Source organism: Bradyrhizobium sp. UFLA01-814, assembly GCF_046718885.1.
Classification (GTDB): domain Bacteria; phylum Pseudomonadota; class Alphaproteobacteria; order Rhizobiales; family Xanthobacteraceae; genus Bradyrhizobium; species Bradyrhizobium elkanii.
This window is the reverse complement of sequence record NZ_JAQOSR010000070.1, coordinates 1-19,579: the sequence shown is the minus strand read 5'-3', so window position 1 is coordinate 19,579 and position 19,579 is coordinate 1. Positions and strand designations below refer to the sequence as shown.

Sequence of the window (19,579 nt, the reverse complement as noted above, 5' to 3'; positions counted from 1 at the left end):
CCACAATGGAAATGAACTCAGATGCAGCTCAATAGCTTTTCACTGCCCGCCAGTGTGGATCCAGCTCAGTTTGGACTTGTACCGGGGACTTCGTCGGCGTTGCGACCATCCGACCAGATCGGGGAAGGCAAACCTTCGATCTTCGAGGCGATGTTGTCCGTCAGTTCGGGGCAAGAGAAATCCGATGTCCCCTCCACGTCAACGGATCCGCTGCAGCCCGAGCTGCCGGTGCCGCAGGACCCATTGGACCAGCTGCCAGCGGATGTGAAGGCGGCGATCGAGGCATTGGAGAACGACTCGCTTCCTTCTTCCTCAGCCGACTCCTCTTCCGTCGACGAATCGGCGCCGGCTGCGTCTGCTGCCGCACCTGAGGTCGCGACCGCTCCGGTAGCAAGCTCGAGGATCACATGGAATGGCGGCACGCTGACCAATTCCGAGCTGGAGATCGTCGCAGTGCTGAACCGGCACAAGGACCAATGCCCGCTCAGCTGGGATTCGTTGGCAGAAAAGGCCAACGACCCCTCGACGCCACCGGATCTGAAGGAAGCGATCAACAAATTGCGGCAGGACCCGGAGCTCTTCTATGCGATCGGCTCCCAGGGCGACGGCCGCTGCGGGGGCAAGATCAAGGCGAATGATCTGTCCGAGTTCTCCGCCAGCCACGCACAGGTTGCTGCATTCCAGGAGCGGCAGGCGCACAGCTACGAGCAGAACTACATTTCATCCGACGGTGCCGGAAATGGACAACCGTCGGCCATGACCGCGAATGATGCATTGCGCGAACTCTACCGGTATTCTGATTACCTGCCTAAGAATCTCAGTCTGGACGACTTCAAGAGGATCGTCGACGGCAACGCCAAGACCGGCAAGTGTCCGCCCCAGGTGATCGCGGCGGCTCAATACTTCCTCGACCATCCCGACGCCTGGAAGCAGTTGTACGGCGGCGCGATTGATAAAGTCCATAAAGAGGATTTCCTGCAAGTCGCTTCATCGTCGATGAACCTGACACAGAGCGAACTCGACACGCTCGGCACGATCAACAAGAATCAATCCGCATTCTTCGGGAAAGGCGACCTGACACGAGAGAAGCTGTCGAGCATGGCGGACGACAAGAGTCTCGATCCGGACGTGCGCCAAGCAGCGTCACAGCTGCTTTCGGACCCGCTGTTGTTTGGGTTACTGAACAATTCGATCACCGGCTACAAGACCCATCATAAGATCACCGACTTCGGCGGCGGGCATACGGTCGATTCCGGCAACATCAGCAACAACGACTTCACGCACTTCTACGGCAACATGTCGACTGCGAACCGTACCGTTCAGCAGACCAAGACCCATGTCCCGACGACCGCCGCCGAAAAACGCGCGGTTGCGGACATGATGATGGGGGTGGACGACCAACCCGATATCAAATCTGCGAAAAAGAATGGCGGAGCCATCATGCATGTGGTCGACGACGTGCTCAAGGTAGGCACGAAGGTGCTTGATTTGGCGGCCACAGCAGTCGGCGTGCTCGGCTTCATTCCCGCCTTGGGCGAAGTGGCCGATGCCGTATCGATGGTACTCGAGTTGGAGTCGCAAGCAGCGAACCTTCTTCACACGGCCATTAGCGGGGGCGATATGAAGAAGGCGCTGAAAGAAGTCGGCATCAATCTTGCGGCGCAGGCCGTTGGCTGTATCTCCGGGCCCGAGGTCAAGTTGGCGCTGCGCGAAGGTCTCGCAAAGAAGGTTCTGGAAGAGGCCGCAACGAGGGGGATCGACCTGTCGGTCTCGCAGGCGCAATCCTATGCCCAGAACTATTTGGACGACCTGAAGGCCCGCCTTGAGACCGGACCCATGCAAGCCGCAGCTGTTCCGAGCTAGGTCGCCGCGAGGCCTCGTCCTGGAAGCTGACAGGCGAGTTGCGCTGACAGCCTGCGGCTTGGAGTTCGCCCATTGCCTGACAGAGGCGCGCAAGATTTGACGCTGCATGCGAACGCGCGGACTGCATAAGACCGCGCGTTTGAGACCTCGTCTCGTCACCGCGAGGTCGCCCCTTCGCGAGCCGCAGAAGCACCAGGCGTCGCCCAAGCACTTGCGGCGCCACTGCGAGGATCGTGTCATCTCCTTAAGCGACAGCACCAATCGCATGCGCAAATTCTGTAAAGGCCCAGAGGCAGCTTCTCAAGACCAAGCTGACAGGGCGGGCGATGCGCTCGGTTGCAGCCGGCGCTGATTGTGCGACCCGAAGTAGCGCCACTCAAAGCGCAGGATGAGCGCTAGCCGTGTCTGCGGCGAACGAAAGGAAGACGATCTTGAAGGCCTGGACCTAGAACTTGAGCTGTCTTGCGACCTAGCCATCCCGCCAAGCGGACAGCGGTCTAGAGTTTCGACAAGACATGATGCCATATCAGGCGACAGAGGCGGCTCGTCATGAGACCGCCCCGCGACCAGCTCTTGGACTGATATCCGAGCCGTCGGGATGGGCCTGTGCAGCTCTGTCCCGAGGCAAAGGCGAGCGGCTCGCTCGCGATTTGCACAAGCCCTCGAGCCTTGCTGCCCGCGCGAAGATCTCCTGTTCCGGCGCTTTGTGCAGCGAGGCTGGGGGATGGATATAGTTGTTCGCCCTTACCGAACGAGCTGATCGCCTGCCGCCTGCAGGACCGACCTCAGTTTATTTTTTGTGTGGTGATGGTCGTCAACTGCCGCCCGTTGGGGTTCCTGTAACGATTGGCGAGGCTTTCAAGCAATCCTTCCATCTCGTCTGGTTGAGCAGTAAACTCTCCATAATTCGGATCGAAGAGTGTCGTCCTTCCGTCCAGCGTTGCCGTTGCAACGACGTGTGAGCCGCCGTCGGCGAAATACAAACTGAGCAAATATTTCGATCCGCCGTCGGTGATTTTCCTCACCATGCGCAAGAGGCTCGAACGTTCGCCGAATTCGTATACCTTCTCCTTTCCGGATGGATCCAAATTTGCTTCCCGAAAAACGCGGTTTTGTGCCTCAATGTCTGCCTGAGAAGCTCCTGCCCCCCGCCCTCGCAACTCTCTCTTGAAGTCTATATACCGCTCCTGGCGCACAGCCGCTGAGTCATGCATTCGCGATCCGGGTGCTAGCGCATCCATTCGAGTTGATGGACTGTGGCTGAGAATGCCGAGCCACTCCGCAGCTAATCCGACGCAGATGCCGTCCACATTGGCTTGATGCAATTCGGCCGTCCGGTATTGGAACACTGAGTTGCTCGGCCTCGCCGGAGAGGACGTGCTGGGATTGTGTGGATCGGTGGCCTGGGGTGTGCTGACGCAACATCCCATTTTGTCGGGCAATTCTCCAGGTGGCAGCTTCGTCCGCGGCTTAAGATTTTGCCTGTTTGTGCCAAATGGAAGCCTTTCGAATTCCATGATAGGAGACTCGGAAACGATCGAGCGCGGCCGTGTTGGCCCCGGAGACGAATTCGCATGTGGATCTGTCATCGATCTGGACGACACACCCGCAAGAATCTGTCGAAAGCTGTCGCTGTCCACCGGCTCACAAGCTTCGTGAGTTTGGCTCGGACGTGTGGATGGTCCACCGATTCGATTATGCATGGCGATGCTCGCTTCCCTTTGGCGTGGGTCTCTTCGCAGTGGGTAAGGCGGTGCTGTGAATGATACCCAGACAAGCTGATGAGAAGCTGACGGGCAGGCGTTGCCCAGCTTAGCGAGCATGACGAAGACGGCAACGTTTTCGGCCAGCGAGCGCGACGATGGCCAGCCTGGCAGGCAGTGTGCCCGCTCTAGCAGGTGCTTGCGCGTACCAGGCGATGGCGCATGTCCGCTAGACCAGGTTGGCGACGGATCGCGGATAGAAGGAAGCAGGAATGCGCGGCACTTGTCTTGCCGAAAGATCAAGCACTGAACAAACGAGCTGCTGAATGTGGATTGGCCTTTTGATCAGAACCCAAATTGATCAATCGGGCTCGCCTCCGCTTTGGCCTGCACGCACTCTCAAGGCAAGATCCAGCGCGTGTCCTGTACATGCTTCACCGCGACATTTAACTCCTCCACTGTCGCGTACATGAGCGCTTGGGCCTCGTTGAGCCAACCGAAGCCGAGATATCGGAACTGATCGGCTGGCACTGCCACTCGACTGGGGTAGAGCTCGCGAACGAATTCCTTCGACCAGTCATGGATCGTATACGCCTCAATTGTGTTGATCATCGCTCCGCAGCGTTCGATGCGCTCCTCGCGCGGCATTTCGATCGCTGCTGAAATCGCCGCCGCGATGTCGTCAGGAGAGGTCGGATCCACGTGCAGTGCCATATTTTCGTTGAGCTCCTCGGCCGCCCCCGCGAACTTCGACAAGACTAGCACGCCCGGATCGTTCGGATCTTGCGCAGCAACATACTCTTTCGCCACCAAATTCATACCGTCACGCAACGGCGTCACCACACCAACATCGGCGGTCCGGTAAAACCCGGCTAGCTCCACCTGCGAGAAGTGACCCTTCCTGTAGCTGATCGGCTCGCAGCCGTCGTCCGTTCCATGCTTAAGATTGACGTCTTCGACGAGGCTGGCGATATCGCGCTGATATTCACTGTATGCTGGAATATCGGCGCGCGACGACGTCCCAATCTGCAGGAGCGAGATGCTGTGCGGTTTGTTTGTCAACAGCAGGTCGAGAGCTTTGATCCGGTTGTCGATGCCCTTTGTATAGTCAAGGCGATCCACGCCGATTGCCAGTTTCGTACAGTTGAGCTTGTCCTGGATCGACGAGATCTCCTGTCGGTATTCCGCGAGCGACTCCACAGCATATTCTGCGAACTGCTTCGGATCGATACCAATCGGAAACACCTGACAACGCGTGAGGCCTCGCTCCGAGATCACAACATCGCTCCTGCTTTCCATCCCAAGATGTACTTGGAGGCACGACAGGAAATTGTTCAGATCCCAGCGGGTCTGAAAGCCGACAAGATCGTACGCCAACATGGATTGCACGAGATCGAGATGATGGGGCACCTTCTCAATCACATCAGGGTTCGGCCATGGCGTATGTAGGAAAAAGCCGATCGGCTGCTCAATCGTGAGCTCGCGCAGCTCCTTGCCGAGGGAAAGGAGATGATAATCATGCACCCAGATTGCGTCGCGCTTTCTAAGGCATGACAGGGCGCGTGCCATAGCGCGGTTGATCTCGCAATAGCTGTTATAATGCTCTTCCGATGCAGGTGACATCCGCTCGGTCAGCGAATGAAGCGCCGGCCACAGAATAGAATTCGAAAATTCATGATAGAAGCCGGCGTAGTGGGCGGCCGGCAGATCTACCTTTGCAACTTGACCTTTGCCGTGCTGCTCAAGAGGGGTTAGCTGCTCACTGCCGTCGGTTAGTGTTCCCGAGGCCCCCATCCAAACGGCGCCAGATCGTTCAACGGCCGGCTCGAGGGCCGCGGCAAGTCCACCCGTCTTTGGTTTGCCTGGGCCGAAGCTCGATACACGATTGGAAACAAGGACAAGTTGCATATCCGGCTGCTGGGCCGCCAAGCCGCTGCCGGCCTCATACCGGGCAAAGACACTATGACGGGAGCGTTCTAGATCGGCTTGTATCGGCCGCCTCTGTGCGGCTTCACTCAGATGCGCTTCAAAAGCGGCTTGGCTCACTTTCAGCTGTTCCGTCCTGGCGCGCGACGTGCGAGGAGAAGCTGTACTTGCAGCGAAATTGACACTAGATGGGTCCATTCTAGACCTCCGATTGAGCAATCAGAACGGCTAGCTCGGGACTGCCCCTTTCTTATGTTAGCAGCTCGATCTTTCGAGAAGCTGACGAGACCTAGGTCGCCCGTGCCACGTTCATGTGGGGCACCTCTGCCGTTTCGAGATGGCCGGTCTGGCTCGGCCCGTTTGAATTGTCGGACGAGGTTGATACGACAGCACTGAGCAGGGCGGGCTTCGCCTGGCTCAAGGGGTGTGCCCACTCGAGGCGAAGAGACTGTTCATACCGATCAGTGCGCGCGATATCGACAATCAACCGTGTGAGCGACGAGGTCACAGTACCGCTCCCATGACATTGGCCGGTATCCGGTCCGCGCTCGCCTCGCCGCAAAGATGGGCATGCAGCGCGACCACGCATTGATCCGCGCTCCTGTTGTTACGCCGTCCCGGGACGATGGTGAGATCGGCAAGTTGATAGAACGGTTCGCGCTCGCGGATCAATTGCGTGATCTTGTCCCTCCGGTCCTCGGTCTGCAACAGCGGGCGGGTGGTGTCACGAGCAAGGCGCTTCCTGATCTCACCCGCGTCGGCATTGAGCCAGATCGAGACCCCTTTCTTGGCCACGCGGCGCTGCGTCTCCTCATGCATGAACGCGCCGCCACCGGTGGCGAGCACCACGGGTCCCCGCTCGAGAGACTCCGCGATCAAACTGGCCTCGAGATTCCTGAAATACTGCTCCCCTTTGGTCGAAAAAACGTCCGTGATCGACATGCGAGTCATCGCCTCAATCTTTTTGTCGGAGTCGATGAAAGGCAGCCCTAGTCTTCGCGCGAGATATGGGCCGATAGTGGATTTGCCGGAGCCGGGCATGCCGACGAGCACGATCGGCCGGCCGTCGAGGGCGGCGACAACGTCCTTTGCAGTCGGTGATCCCTCGGGCGTCCCTGTTTGTTGGCCAGATCGCAGCGCAAAGGCCGCGCCGACGCCAGCTGCACGCGCCCCTTCGATTGAAAAGTGGGGAATGTTTCTGACACCCTCCGGGATCGCAACTTCTTTGCAGACCTCGCGCGTGAGCTGCGCGAGCTGCTGGATCTTGGCGGGATCCGGTGTATCGCTTCTGCTTCGTCGCTGGAGTTCCTTATAGGTGTTGTGATTGGCCATTTTGGCCTTGTAGCTGCCCGGCGTATGAAACTCCGCCTCGAAGCGGTAACCATCCGGCGTGGCGAGCACAGTCTTGATGCCGACAAAGGTCGGAGCGCTCATCCTGAACCAGTTTGCTGTGCTGATTTCGGTGTAGCCTTGCTTCTCAAACGACAGAATGGCTTTCCGGAAGGCCTTTGCAAAATCCTTATCGGGCACTTCAAAGACATGGCGCACGGCGTTGCTGATCAGCTGTGAGGCGCCTTCGGGGACATCATTCACAACCATAAGCTGGTCTCTGAGGGAGCTTTCTGTCTTCAATCGACGGCCGAGATGGGGCATCTTCACATCGATGCCCGTTTGCCGGAGATCTTTGGCAACCTGAAGCGCCGCTGCAGTGATCGCCTTTTCTTCGACTGCGGCGCGCGCCACCTCGGTTTGGGCGCGCTCCGAGGCCAGTTCGCGAGTTAGCGTCAATTTGATGGCAGAATCCTCGGCAGGCTGCCGGTCAAAGGGGCGAGGCAGAATCCCTTTCTCCGCAGCAAGATTGATCGAGGCCTCCATGATTGAAGCCGCCAATGTGGGATTGTCCTTCAGATCCTCCAAAGTCGTGTCGACATTGAACATCCCGTGATTGAGGGTCGCCGCCAGGCTCTTGACATAGGGCACCGACTTCAGGCCTGGCGCCTGCTGCAGGAGGCTCTGGAGCCCTTGGCTTTTCTTCATAAACAGCTGGACGCTGGTGTCGGATTTAAAGGCGTCCGTTCCGACCTTGATGCCGAGGCTCAGGAGGTTGCCTGCGCTTTGCACGAGGTCATCGGCAATGTACCCATCCGGCCGTGGACTGATGCGCGGAGGATAGTTGTCTAGCAGGGCCTGGATACGCTCGCGCGGGTGAGTGGCCGCCGGATAGGTCTCCGCCAGGTTTGGGAAAAGCTCTGCAAGCGCCGGGCTCACCGTCAGCTTGGTATCGCGCGCGCCTTCGACTGTTTCGGGCAGCACCTGCTCATCCATGCTTGCTGCCCATGCCTCAAGGTCGGTGACGAGGAACTCGGCAATTTCGTGGGCGACTGCATGGTCTGCAAGCTTGATCTCGGGCCTCGCTCTATCGAGCATGTGCTCGACATCCTGGGCGCTCACCTGCTCCTGGGTCAGTAATTGACGGATGTCGCGCTGAAGTTCGTTATGAAACCCCTCGAAAGTTCCAAACACTGCGCGCTCGGCAAACCAACGTCGTGCTTGATGGGATTGCGCCAGAAAACTCCGCTGCAGGCCGCTATAAGTCTCCAAAGTATCCCGCGTCGCCGCGAGGATCTGGCTGGCACGACTGAATTTGTAATCATTGCCCTCGATTGCCGGCGTATGCGACTTTGGTGGCTTGAGCGAGCGAACCCCGCGGGCTTGCTCCTTGTCATCGAACAGGTGAACATGCTCATAAAGCTGCGGCCGGTCACCGACGATCACAATCGTATCTCCGTCGAAATCACCGTCGAGCTTTTTCTGCTCACCGGTCGGGACGGCGACCAACGAGCCCGGAGCGAACACCTCGGTCGCCTGCAGGATGCCGACGCAGTCGACCAGCGTGTCCGCCTTGACGCGGTCCTTGCGCTCGGTCCAGCTCGAATGGCATTTGACGTCCTCAGCCGACATCACCAGGCCACGATCGGCGTAGTCGGCCGGCCACAGCTCGTCCGGCACCACAATCAGAATGCCTTTGGCAAAGAAGCTCGGATCGTCGGCCGCCAGTTGCTCCCGGGACTTCTCAGCGACGCTGAAGCTGTATTGCATGGCCACGCATCTATCGAGGAATGCCGCAGTCGGGTCCCCATCAGCTGCTGACTTGACGCGTTTGTAGTCAAGCGGGCGCAGGTTGGGATTGTCATAGGGCGACCGCCCGATCAGCACGCCTCCCGTTCCCGTCAACGTCTCGCTCTTGCGCTGTGACACATGGAGGTAATCGTCACTGGACGGGACGGCAACCGCGCCGGATCCATCGATGTGGCCTGCTGTCACCATACGAAAAAGATGCTCGCCTATCAGGCTTTCCCCTCCTCTGCTCTCCAGCCAAGCCTTGGCTTTCTCGCGCGCCTCGCCCGCCACTCGCTCACTACGCGGATAATGTTGCAGCGCCGAGGCCGGTACGAACGATCTGCTTGCTTCGCCATAGGCCGGCATCCGATCGGAACCTTCCTTCGGGCCGGCACGGCGAACGGCGAGCATACGCTCGGCGAGTGAGGCCTTGATGAAGCCACAGCCGTCATGCGGTCGCAGAGCAATCGGGCCTTCCGGTCCAATCAGTCTGAAGGGATGCGCCTCGTTGGCCGGGCGGTCTGGCGCCAGCAACAGCTTGAAGGCGCCCTCGAGCGCGTAGTCGTGAGGGCCGAGATCCTTGATTGCGGGGGGCGCCGCAAATCCCCTACGCTGAGTGTACCAATAGGCTTCTTTGAAGGGCGCCCAGGCGCGCATCAGCTTCTCGAAAGACGTGCCCGGAGCTGTTTCGGCATAGGGAATGGCGAGCAGCTTTCCTGCCGAGGATACTGCTGCCGGCTTGGCTGGAGCGCGGGCGGCGATCTCGAGCACGGTCGGTTTTGGTGCCTTCAACTTGCTGCCGCCGAACAGGTCCATGCGGTATGGCACCCCCTTATACGTGAACGTGCGCGCCAGCATGAGGGCGCTCGGCTTTGCTGGCAGCTGGACGGCGACCACCTCGATCGCCCCTGAGGTCAGCCGATGAAAGATCGAGTATCGTGTCTCGGGATCCGTGGCCAGAGGCCGTCCCTGCATGTCCACCACCGGCAACCGCATCAGACCAGCGTTGCCCTGTGGGGGCCTCGGCTCGTGATCCATGGCTCGCAATACCTCGTGAACATCGAATATGGACGCAGGATATTTGTCCTGGATCGTTGCGGCGTTCTGCTCGACAAATGCGTCCAGCGCATCGACCGGGCTCTCCGCCTCGATTTGCGCGATCAGGTTCCAGCTCATATTGGAAAGATCGCCCTGGATGAGGTCGCGCGTCCTGGCCAGGGTCTCTTTGGTACCGTGCCGCAGCTCTTGCTGCCTCTTGCGCAAATCGGCCTTCTTGCCCTCGATATCCGGTCGCTTGAACATGTTCGCCAGGACCGCACGAGCCTTCATCATCTGATAGATCGAGAGCGCAGGACCGCGACTGGCGAGCGGCCCGCGGGTTCGCTCTGCCGCGCTTGCACTGAAGTGCGCCGCGATCTTTTGCTCCACGACCGGCTGGAGATCGTTCAGCAAGTGGAGAGCCACTCTGCGGTGCCAGCGCAGGTGCGCGCTGCGCGCCAGCGGCACCAGCGCGGCACAGAGATTGCCCATGGTTTCGAGGTTATTCTGGGCGGCAAAACCAGGGGCACGATGCAGTTCGTTGAGCCGATCCAACCCGGTCGGGGCGAGTGAGCCCAGATCCTCGAACAGACGAGCCTTCGCCAAGGCCTTGAAAATGCTGGCGATGGTCCGAACATCGCTCTGCTCCAGCCGATCATTGTCGTAGTGAAGGTGATGGGCCAACTGATGCAAGCGATCCTTCAGCAGCGCGGTCTCTGTGATCTCGCCCGCCTCCTCTCCTCTCACGATACTTCGCCCCAGGGCATTGGCGATCATGCCGAACTGAGGCGTCGTGAAGGTACCGAAGCGTTGGCCTGCCCGGCCTAGTCCGCGTGCGACATCCACCAGCGCCCGGTGACACGCTGCGTCGTCGGGCCACTTGCTGAAGCCATTTATCAGATGTGCCATCTGCTGCAGCGTGAAATCGGAGAGCGCGCGGCGACCGACCTCACCCGCGATTACGGCCGCGGCTTGGCAAGTGTCCGGGTCTTCCGGCCACTTGCTGAATCCGTTCACCAGATTCGCCAGCGCCTGCTGAGTAAAATGGGACAGTTGATAGCCACAGCGACGGACCTCACGAGCGATTGCGACCGTCGCTTGGCCCGTGAATGCTTCTTCGGGCCATTTGCTGAAACCATTCGCCAGATTCGCCAGCGCCTGCGGGTCAAAACGCAAGAGCTGGGACGGCACCCGACCGGCGATTGCGACGGCAGCCTCGCGACAGCCCGCCGCGTCCGGCCATTTGCTGAAGCCGTTCACCAGCTTCGCCAGCTCCTGCGGGTCAAAACGCAAGATCTGAGACGGCACCCCACCTGCGATTGCGACGGCGGCCTCGCGACAGCCCACCGCGTCCGGCCATTTGCTGAAACCGTTCACCAGGTTCGCCAGGTGCTGCGGGGCAAAACGCAAGAGCTGGGATGGCACCCGACCGGCGATTGCGACGGCAGCCTCGCGACACTCCACCGCGTCCGGCCATTTGCTGAAACCGTTCACCAGGTTCGCCAGGTGCTGCGGGACAAAACGCAAGAGCTTGGCCGGCACCTGACCGGCGATTGCGACGGCAGCCTCGCGACAGCCCACCGCGTCCGGCCATTTGCTGAAACCGTTCACCAGATTCGCCAGCGCCTGCGGATCAAAACGTAAGAGCTGGGACGGCACCCGACCTGCGATTGCGACGGCAGCCTCGCGACAGCCCGCCGCGTCCGGCCATTTGCTGAAACCGTTCACCAGGTTCGCCAGCGCCTGCGGGTCAAAACGCAAGAGCTGGGACGGCACCTGACCTGCGATTGCGACAGCGGCCTCGCGACAGCCCGCCGCGTCCGGCCATTTGCTGAAACCGTTCACCAGGTCCGTCAGCTCCTGCGGGGCAAAACGCAAGAGCTTTGACGGCACCTGACCGGCGATTGCGACGGCAGCCTCGCGACAGCCCTCCGCGTCCGGCCATTTGCTGAAACCATTCACCAGGTTCGCCAGCGCCTGCGGGTCAAAACGCAAGAGCTGGGACGGCACCCTGCCGGCGATTGCGATGGCAGCCTCACGGCAGCCCGCCGCGTCCGGCCATTTGCTGAAACCGTTCACCAGGTTCGCCAGGTGCTGCGGGTCAAAACGCAAGAGCTTGGCCGGCACCTCACCGGCGATTGCGACGGCAGCCTTGCGACAGCCCGCCGCGTCCGGCCATTTGCTGAAACCGTTCACCAGATTCGCCAGGTGCTGCGGCTCAAAACGCAAGAGCTTAGACGGCACCTCACCGGCGATTGCGACGGCAGCGTGGCGACAGCTCGCCGCGTCCGGCCATTTGCTGAAACCGTTCACGAGGTTCGCCAGTTCCTGCGGGGCAAAACGCAAGAGCTGGGACGGCACCTGACCGGCGATTGCGACGGCAGCCTCGCGACAGCCCACCGCGTCCGGCCATTTGCTGAAGCCGTTCACCAGGTTCGAAAGCGCCTGCGGAGCAAAACGCGAGAGCTGGTACGGCACCTCACCGGCGATTGCGACGGCAGCCTCGCGACAGTCCGACGCGCCTGGCCATTTGCTGAAACCGTTCACCAGGTTTGAAAGCGCCTGCAGGTCAAAACGCGAGAGCTGGGACGGCACCTCACCGGCGATTGCGACGGCAGCCTCGCGACAGCTCGCCGCCGAGGAATGTCGGCCGAACGATAATGCGAACAGAGAAAGTGCGATGGGATCGATTTGCTTCATAAGCGCCTTGTCGAGGCGCGACAACCGAACCGCTAAGGCCTGGCAAGCTCTTATGCCGGCCTCACCTCCAGCTTCCCGGCTCAGCTCATTGCATGTCGTGGCGTATCCCCACGAGGACCGGATATTTTCCTCCAACAGCGGCACAAATCGAGCATCGAAACGGCCAGCTGCGGTTTGCAGAAAGTCTGAAAGATCCTGCCTTCCCAGCTGCTTGCTGTAACGTACAACTGCGCGTGAGAAAACGCTGATGTCGCGAGCGCTGGCGATTTCCCTTAAGGCGGCATTTAGTTCATCTGAACGTCTAGAATGCCTTTCCGGTATTCCAACTTGGACATTCTGCGCGGCAGCATTGTCGATATGCGACCTCCCGGTTCGGCCACTTCGGTCAGAGATGGATTGGCCATACGGCGCCAGCCTGGCTGTTGGCGGGCGGTCAGTGGCCCGATCGGCGCGTCGCCGGTCGCCATCCGAAGCCGATGGATTAATTTCCAGATTGGCTGCGCCACGATCAGGTCCATGGGCTCGCTCCGAGCTCCCAGGCTGGAATGGTTGCGCAGGCGCATCGGCTACCCACCTTCCCAGTCTATCACTTCTCTCAGACACGGACTGCGTGTCCAGTGGGCGTCTGCTCGCGTGCGAGCTTTCAGCCTCTCGATCGTCGCGCCAGAACTCCTCGCCACTCGGATGCGAGAAGCCCGCATCTCGCCTTGGTCTCCCACTGTACGTTCTATGAGGCCGCTGCAGGCCCGGGGTTTGGACATTCTGGGCAGACGCATCGTGGACGCGCCCCCCTCCTGGTCCAGCCCCCCCGTGCGACGGGAGAGGGCGCCCTAGCGGGCTTTCCGTCTCTGGATCATCGCGCGGCAGTTCCCCATCAGTTCGCGACGAGCCGGATTCCGGCAAGGAGCGCAAACGACGACGACTTCCACCGATTGCGGCCTGCAACGCGCCCCCGAGGAGCCGATGTGCACCGGAGGAGGGAGCAGCAAATCGGCCTGCACCGCTGTCGCGCTGCATGCTGCGAGAATCCGGAGGACCTGAATCCTGAAGCTCGGACCGCATCCGATCCACAATGGAACCGAACGATGGCCCCTCTTCACCGGGAGCACAAGCCGGTTCAGCGCTAGAACCGTCAGCGCCTCGACCTTCAGCGGCACCAAATTCCGAAATGGGCGATTTGTCGCGCTCGTCAATGCGTCTCATTATCGTTATCCAATGTACCTGGATGCCCTGCCCTGACGAGTGCGACAGCCACTTGTCGGCTCGACCGCTATCCTCGTGGTCTGATGAGTTACCGAATGGGCTCGCCGAATCAGCGACCGCCAAACACGCGGAGCTCTTTGAATTGCATGCTCCCCTTTAGGCACAAGAGACTTCGAGCTCGCGGTGAACGTCAAGCGGAGCCAAGTACGTCCCTTTTTCGCTGCCCATTTGCTGACCGATCGCCGTGATTCCTGCGCCCTTCGATTGCCGATCGGCAACGCGACAGGCGTCTTGAAGACTGACAATGATGTGCCCATTCCGATCACCTAGAGGCTGGCTCGCGATCAGTATCGTGTATGGTGCAGTTGAGCGACGGACAGCAAGCGCAACTCCGATTAGGGCCAGCAAACCGAAAGTAGAACATAGTACAAAAGAAAACGGTTGCTTCATTCGTCAGTGCTTTCGCAGGCATGTCTGCGCGGACTGTACAACTTGACGCAGGGTCCGATTCAAGCTCTGCGCTCTATGTCGCGTGAGTGGTACTCATGGACTTTCGTCGCTCTTCCGTCATAGGCTTTGCGGCGACGCGCACCCGAGCCAAGCTCGACTCTGTTGGATGGCCAGCGGCGCTCGCAGTTTGAGAAATCGGCGGAAGGCCAATACCTCGGTCAAAATCAGCTATGAGCCCATCGCGATCGAAGGTTTTGCGTTTGTTGACTGCCCCACCTAACGCATCCTCGATGCGTTTGCTTACGAACAGCTGACGAACTCCAGCAGGATCCAGGAAACCGACGGCGAACGCATGATTCTCCGATCTTAGCGCGAGTGGTCGCCGGCTTTGGCAGATGTTGTGGGGGAGCGTTGACGACTGCCTGATGATGAATCCACAGAGCAAGTTCAGGAGCACTATCGTCGTTTGCAGGATCACAGGTCGAAAGGTTCGAAAAACGCGACGCTTGCGAGATCTGATTTGGCCGCGACGGACAATGCGACAACCAGCATCGTCGAAATTCTCTGTGCGGGCGCTGATCGCTTCAATGAGACAATGACCGGTTGCTATATGAGTCTATTGCGACCATTCCTTTAATCATAGATCATCGAGTTGCGCGTAATGAAAAGAATTATCGATCCCGTAGGTCATTCTGCATCGGGGCATGACGCTGGCGCGCTCGGACATGATGACGCGATCCGCGTCCGGATCGTACAATGCGTGTTTCCCCCGAAAGCTTGTTTCTGCTTTTCGTTTACGGTAAGCACATAAGCCGCTGATCGAAAGATCAAATGCAATGGCGACGGATGTGATTTTTCGCTAGCGGTTGGTCCTTAGAGCTACTTCGAAATCCGAGATTCGGCATAAGGCTATTTAATTGGAGAACGGCATGAAACGAATGGACAAGGGTGGTCAATTTGTTTCGGGGACCGGCAGCGTCCGCCTTGCACCCAACACACCAGGAACAAAGAAGCTTACGGCGACGATGAAACGTCGTGCCTTGAAAGCTCGCAAATCTGAGCGAAAGCGCGCCTCGTCTTCTTAAGCGGAACATGCTCGGCGCCTCGCAGGCCATCCGAAACGCGCCGCGTGTTGCTGCTTCAATGGCGAAACCGGCGGAGTTGCGCCCCGAATGCAACGGCGCCTTATACCCTTCGTGGCCTTGATCCCAGACGGCAACGCGCTGCTTTTGCAAGGGAGAGTGCTGCGCTCGACCGTGCCAATGCCTCATGCCTTATCGGTCCAGCCGATGTTCTGGCAGCTGCCGATCGCATCGGTCCCCCCGCCATGTGCGTTGATATCGATCCGTTGGATATTCTACAAAGAGCGTTCGGCACCGGCCCATGACTTCACCTTGGTCCGCAGCTGCCGAAGCCCTCGACCGTTCTGTCGAACAGATCGTCACGTTTTTGCACAAGCGCCGCCTCTTTCGGTCGCGATCCGCCAGGAGTTCGCGCCGGCGCGATCACAATGATCTGATCGGCTTCCGATCGCGCTTGCATGCTGATTTCTTGAGGTTCGGACACAGCGGCCCGCGACGGCGGTATCCTCCAGCATGTCTCTATAAGGGCGACCTCACCCAAGTCGCAGGTTCTCAGCAGACGCTTTACCCGAACTGCCGGTCTTCAGTTCGTAGCTGATCTTCGCCCCCTCCGCGAGATCCGGGTAGCCAGCCTTTTCAACGGCACGCATGTGTACGAAGACGTCGGGGCCACCATCATCCGGTTTGATGAAGCCATAACCTTTGCTCGGGTTAAACCATTTCACAGTACCAATTGCCATTATCGAAATCCTAAAATGAACCCTTGCGATCTAGCCAAACTCCAGCAGGGGCACAAGCCCCCTGGTTGCGTCCGTTTGGCAAGGCTTATGCGCGGAGGCAAAGCCAGATGTCCATCGGAGCGGACCATCTCGCTTAGCCGCCGGACCTGGCTCCATCAGGCTGGTCACCAGCCAAAGGCGCAGAGGATTCGTCCATCTTTTCGCACAAGCGCAACAATACTCATGGGCCGTGAGCGCCAATCTGATTATCGATAGCTTATGGCATCACCTCCACCTGGAGAGAATCCGGCCACGGTCGTATCCTGCGCTGCCTGCGACAGATCTCCTCATAGGCCCCTCCGGATCTTCGATCCGCGTCGCCGGCAACCGTAAAGCAGGTGCGCACTACCTCGTGGAGCGTATGCGTTTTGACGTCTATCGTCGTATCCAGCCTTAAGGCACGCGATGATCACGATGACATCTTCGAAGCGGCGGCGTCAGACGCCCTCGTAGATGTCGCGCTGGCGCCGACCGAATCGATGGTCTCGGTGACCTTGTTGTTGCCGGACGTGATCAGCGAACTCTCGGAGAAGAACACGTCGTGATGCAGCCTGCTGCAATTCGTGGGCTTCGACGTCTGCCGCGAATACTACATCCATGACGCTGACGCCCCAGGTGGACGCGCTCACGCGCAATGAAAACAATCACCCTCAAGCCGCCACGAAGCGGGCAAGGCAAGACAGAAAGGCGTAAATTTGGGCATTGCCTTACCGAGATAACAGCAGCCTGACGCCTGCAAAGAACAGGATGGTCGCAAGAACATATCGCGTGGCCCAATCGTTCATCCACCGCAGCCCGATGCAGGTTCCCAGCATGGTTCCAAGAGCCGCACCGCATATGTAGATGGCAATCTCTGGGTTCACTGACTGACCGGACAGCAGCACCCCCGCCAGCGCGACTACCGAATTGGAGAGGATGAATGGCGGTGAGAGCCCAGCAGCCTGCCTCGGAGAGACCCAACCAAGCATCAGGATCAGTGGGACGAGAAAGACGCCACCGCCAATTCCCGTGAATCCGGAGAGCAGGCCCGTGGCAGCGCCTACCAGCGCGGCACGACCAAGCGGCACCTGACGATGCTTGACATGACCGACACGACTTGAGCAACATCAAGAACGAGGCTGCAATCAGCAGCGTACCGGTCATGATATGGTAGAGCGATCCGCCGATCGCCAGCAGCCCGCCGATGAAGGCCGTCAACATTGACGGAATCGAGATCTGCCAAAGCAGATTCCATTCAATCTTTCTGTGCCGATGCAGCCTCCAACTCGCATAGCTGGCGGCAACAACGTTTAAGACAAGTGCAGTCGGGCGCATCTGCTCGGCCGAAAGGCCTGCAAAGGCCATGACTGCGAGAAATGCTGTTCCCCCAACTTGGCCGGCGGTCGAGTACACCAGCGAGACCAAGCCTATCAACAAGGTGACTATTAATGTAGACTGCATGGTCCGGAATGGCCTGGAGACAAGAGAGAACAAGGTCCATGCTAGTCCATTTGCTGGTTGGCTCACTTGAGCTTTCGCAAAGAGGAGCACGTAATTGGCACGCATTGCGCGTCATTGTGATCTTTCAACGCGCTGCAGAATCTGGCGCTCAGCGGCGAACGACAGCCCGCTTCAAATGAAGCTGCGTCATGTTCGAAGGCCGACAACCCTTGTCGGCAACCGACATCCAAAACGCCGTACTTGTGCGGATGATCGCAAAATCATCGTAAGGAACCAGCAAACCGATTGGATCACGGTGCTGAGTCGGGCGCCCCATCAGCAGCGTGGGGTCTTGCTAGCGAATAGCGATGAGCACTCAAGGAGAGCGCCTGCCCGCCGTCGATCCTGACTGCCCAATCATGTAAACTTCAGCCTACTAAGCCACCGGGCCAGTATGCCCTGGCCGAACAACCGGTAGCGCCAGGGCGGGTGGCCGAGGCGCTGGACGAACTCGTCGACTGTCTCGATACGGTCGCGGCGCTTAAGGGCGAGGCCTGAAGCGAGCACCCGCCATTGCACTGGCGAAATGGTCCGTGGCGGTGCCGGTGTGAGGTTCACCTTGAGTGCCTCATCGGCTGCCCGCTGCGCATAAGGATGGGCGCCAGTCAGGGCCAGATAGGCCACCACCGCGAGAGAATAGACATCGTCGCTCTCTGCTGGCGGCTCTCTCATCAACAGCTCTGGCGAGGCATATGCCGGTGTCAGCAGGCCGATTTGGTCGAGTATGGCTCTGGCCCTATCGTCTTGTGCCGGAACGTCGAGCATGAGCGCTGTCCCACAATCCAGAATTTTGATTTCGCCCGTCGAAGTTATGACGATGTTGGCTGGTCTGAGGTCGCCATGGACGATGCCTAGACGGTGCATATGCGCGAGCGCCTGCCCGACACCACGGACGATCTGAAAGGATAGCGAGGGCGACAGCGGCTGTCCCTGACGATCGGCCAGGATGTGCGCTAGCGAAGGCCCCTTGAGGAGCTCCATAACCAGGTAGTGATACTTGCCGTCGTAATCGGAATCGTAGATTTGCACCAAATTTCGGTGCATGCAGTTACGCAAAAGGCGCGCCTCGCGATGCAGCAGCTCGACAGATTTCTGGCGCATCTTCGAATGTGGGTGAATGACCTTCACTGCCACTTCTGGATTTTGTTCGCGCGCCCACAGGCCGATCCGATCGATCGCACGATAGACTGTACTGGCGCTCCCCTCATTGATCACCTCTAGCAGGTCGAAACGACCGCCAAGCACGTATCCCAGGGGCGCAGCCGGATTCACTGTGTAGCCCCAGCCAAGTGATCGACGGTCGTATTGGTATCGTCGGTTGTCTCTTGCATGAGCAGGCAATGCAGGATCATTTCGAAGCCGATGCTACATATCGTGGACGTGTGGAACGGCCACTTGCGATCAACAGGAGGCGGAGTTTCGGCGTCTCGGTGGAAGCGAGTATTCCGCCAACTTGCAGCCGGCTGCATTTGGCCCTTTTATCCCGAAAACGGTTAGGAACCGCGCTCACAGCGTTGTCGTCACAGGTTATTCGGACAACGGAACGAACGAAGGACATTCAAGTTGAACGGATTTCTTTTACTTTCCGCGCGCAGCTCGTAAGTCACACTGGGTCGGTCGGCTCCGCCGATCGTGAAGGTGAAGCGATTGGAGGTGCCCCGTGAAGACAGCCGCGAGGCACCGACAAGCCGGAACAATGCCCAAGGACCTGAGCTCTCAATCTTCTCCTCGGTCCCATCCGAGGCGGTGAGTGTGATGGAGGCAGTGCTTGCTTCGGTTCGGGCCGGCCATTCGAGCTCGTAGATGCGCGGCGCCTCGTGACGATAGAAGATCTCCTTGCCATCCATGGCGAAAGTCGCGCGCCGCAGATGGGAGGCGAGATGGAGAGGCTTGATGCTGAATTTAACGGCGGGCGCCGAGCCGGGGCCGCTGAAAAACGCCTTCCGAATCTCTTGCGCGCGCTGGAACTGAGCCAGGGCATTGGCATGGATCGGGACCGCAGCGCCATCGATGGTCGCAAGCGCAAGGCCGTTTCGGCCCTTGACGACCAGCGGCGACAAGTATCTCTGAAAAAAGTCATCGAGAACGCCGCCGGGTCGGAACAAATCGCTAAAGTCCTTCAGTGTTATATCCTCAGTCGCCGTCGCATACATTGGATAGCGTTGGAAGATGGCAGCCGCGCAGAGCGGGACGACTTCTCCCACCCAAACTGCATTGACATAACCGTGCGCCTGTT

At 59.2% G+C, this 19,579-nt stretch carries 10 protein-coding genes and 1 pseudogene; 2 read left to right on the top strand and 9 right to left on the bottom strand.

From position 1 onward, the window contains the following. The first annotated feature begins 21 nt into the window (after positions 1-21). A complete protein-coding gene (locus tag PMN64_RS21635; RefSeq protein ID WP_411782081.1) occupies positions 22-1,863 on the top strand; it encodes an HrpF/NolX family T3SS translocon protein in 1,842 nt (613 codons plus the stop codon). Positions 1,864-2,648: 785 nt separating this feature from the next. Here PMN64_RS21635 and PMN64_RS21630 read toward each other — a convergent pair. The 5 genes from PMN64_RS21630 to PMN64_RS21610 form a co-directional block, all read right to left on the bottom strand. Continuing rightward, positions 2,649-3,380, bottom strand: a complete 732-nt coding sequence (locus tag PMN64_RS21630; protein WP_411782080.1) for a YopT-type cysteine protease domain-containing protein — start codon at positions 3,378-3,380, stop codon at positions 2,649-2,651. Between the two features lie 585 nt (positions 3,381-3,965). After that, complete coding sequence (locus PMN64_RS21625; RefSeq protein WP_411782079.1) at positions 3,966-5,690, bottom strand: trehalose-6-phosphate synthase; 1,725 nt, start codon at positions 5,688-5,690, stop codon at positions 3,966-3,968. Between the two features lie 306 nt (positions 5,691-5,996). Beyond that, positions 5,997-12,350 carry a shikimate kinase gene (locus PMN64_RS21620; protein ID WP_411782078.1) on the bottom strand — a complete coding sequence of 2,118 codons (6,354 nt, stop codon included), beginning with the start codon at positions 12,348-12,350 and terminating at the stop codon, positions 5,997-5,999. Between the two features lie 284 nt (positions 12,351-12,634). Continuing rightward, positions 12,635-12,868 carry a hypothetical protein gene (locus tag PMN64_RS21615; protein ID WP_411782077.1) on the bottom strand — a complete coding sequence of 78 codons (234 nt, stop codon included), beginning with the start codon at positions 12,866-12,868 and terminating at the stop codon, positions 12,635-12,637. Between the two features lie 2,750 nt (positions 12,869-15,618). Continuing rightward, positions 15,619-15,825: a cold-shock protein gene (locus PMN64_RS21610; protein WP_411782076.1), complete on the bottom strand. Its 207-nt coding sequence runs from the start codon at positions 15,823-15,825 to the stop codon at positions 15,619-15,621. A gap of 407 nt (positions 15,826-16,232) precedes the next feature. Here PMN64_RS21610 and PMN64_RS21605 point away from each other — a divergent pair, with 407 nt between their 5' ends. Beyond that, positions 16,233-16,409: a hypothetical protein gene (locus PMN64_RS21605; RefSeq protein WP_411782075.1), complete on the top strand. Its 177-nt coding sequence runs from the start codon at positions 16,233-16,235 to the stop codon at positions 16,407-16,409. A 162-nt stretch (positions 16,410-16,571) separates the two neighbouring features. Here the strand turns inward: PMN64_RS21605 and PMN64_RS21600 are convergent, their stop codons facing one another. The 4 genes and pseudogenes from PMN64_RS21600 to PMN64_RS21585 all read right to left on the bottom strand — a co-directional run. Then, complete coding sequence (locus PMN64_RS21600) at positions 16,572-16,931, bottom strand: TSUP family transporter (RefSeq protein ID WP_411782074.1); 360 nt, start codon at positions 16,929-16,931, stop codon at positions 16,572-16,574. Positions 16,932-16,962: 31 nt separating this feature from the next. After that, a pseudogene (locus tag PMN64_RS21595) lies at positions 16,963-17,304 on the bottom strand (TSUP family transporter); the annotation flags it as partial. Between the two features lie 396 nt (positions 17,305-17,700). Continuing rightward, positions 17,701-18,615, bottom strand: coding sequence for a serine/threonine-protein kinase (locus PMN64_RS21590; RefSeq protein WP_411782073.1), 915 nt, complete (start codon positions 18,613-18,615; stop codon positions 17,701-17,703). 248 nt (positions 18,616-18,863) lie between these two features. Further along, positions 18,864-19,579: type VI secretion IcmF C-terminal domain-containing protein (locus PMN64_RS21585; RefSeq protein WP_411782072.1), on the bottom strand; the 716-nt coding region annotated here is incomplete at its 5' end.

Coding starts and splice junctions, on each gene's coding strand:
- PMN64_RS21625 (WP_411782079.1), bottom strand. CDS start 5,690: ATGGACCCATCTAGTGTCAATTTCGCTGCAAGTACAGCTTCTCCTCGC.
- PMN64_RS21620 (WP_411782078.1), bottom strand. CDS start 12,350: ATGAAGCAAATCGATCCCATCGCACTTTCTCTGTTCGCATTATCGTTC.
- PMN64_RS21615 (WP_411782077.1), bottom strand. CDS start 12,868: ATGGACCTGATCGTGGCGCAGCCAATCTGGAAATTAATCCATCGGCTT.
- PMN64_RS21610 (WP_411782076.1), bottom strand. CDS start 15,825: ATGGCAATTGGTACTGTGAAATGGTTTAACCCGAGCAAAGGTTATGGC.
- PMN64_RS21630 (WP_411782080.1), bottom strand. CDS start 3,380: ATGGAATTCGAAAGGCTTCCATTTGGCACAAACAGGCAAAATCTTAAG.
- PMN64_RS21635 (WP_411782081.1), top strand. CDS start 22: ATGCAGCTCAATAGCTTTTCACTGCCCGCCAGTGTGGATCCAGCTCAG.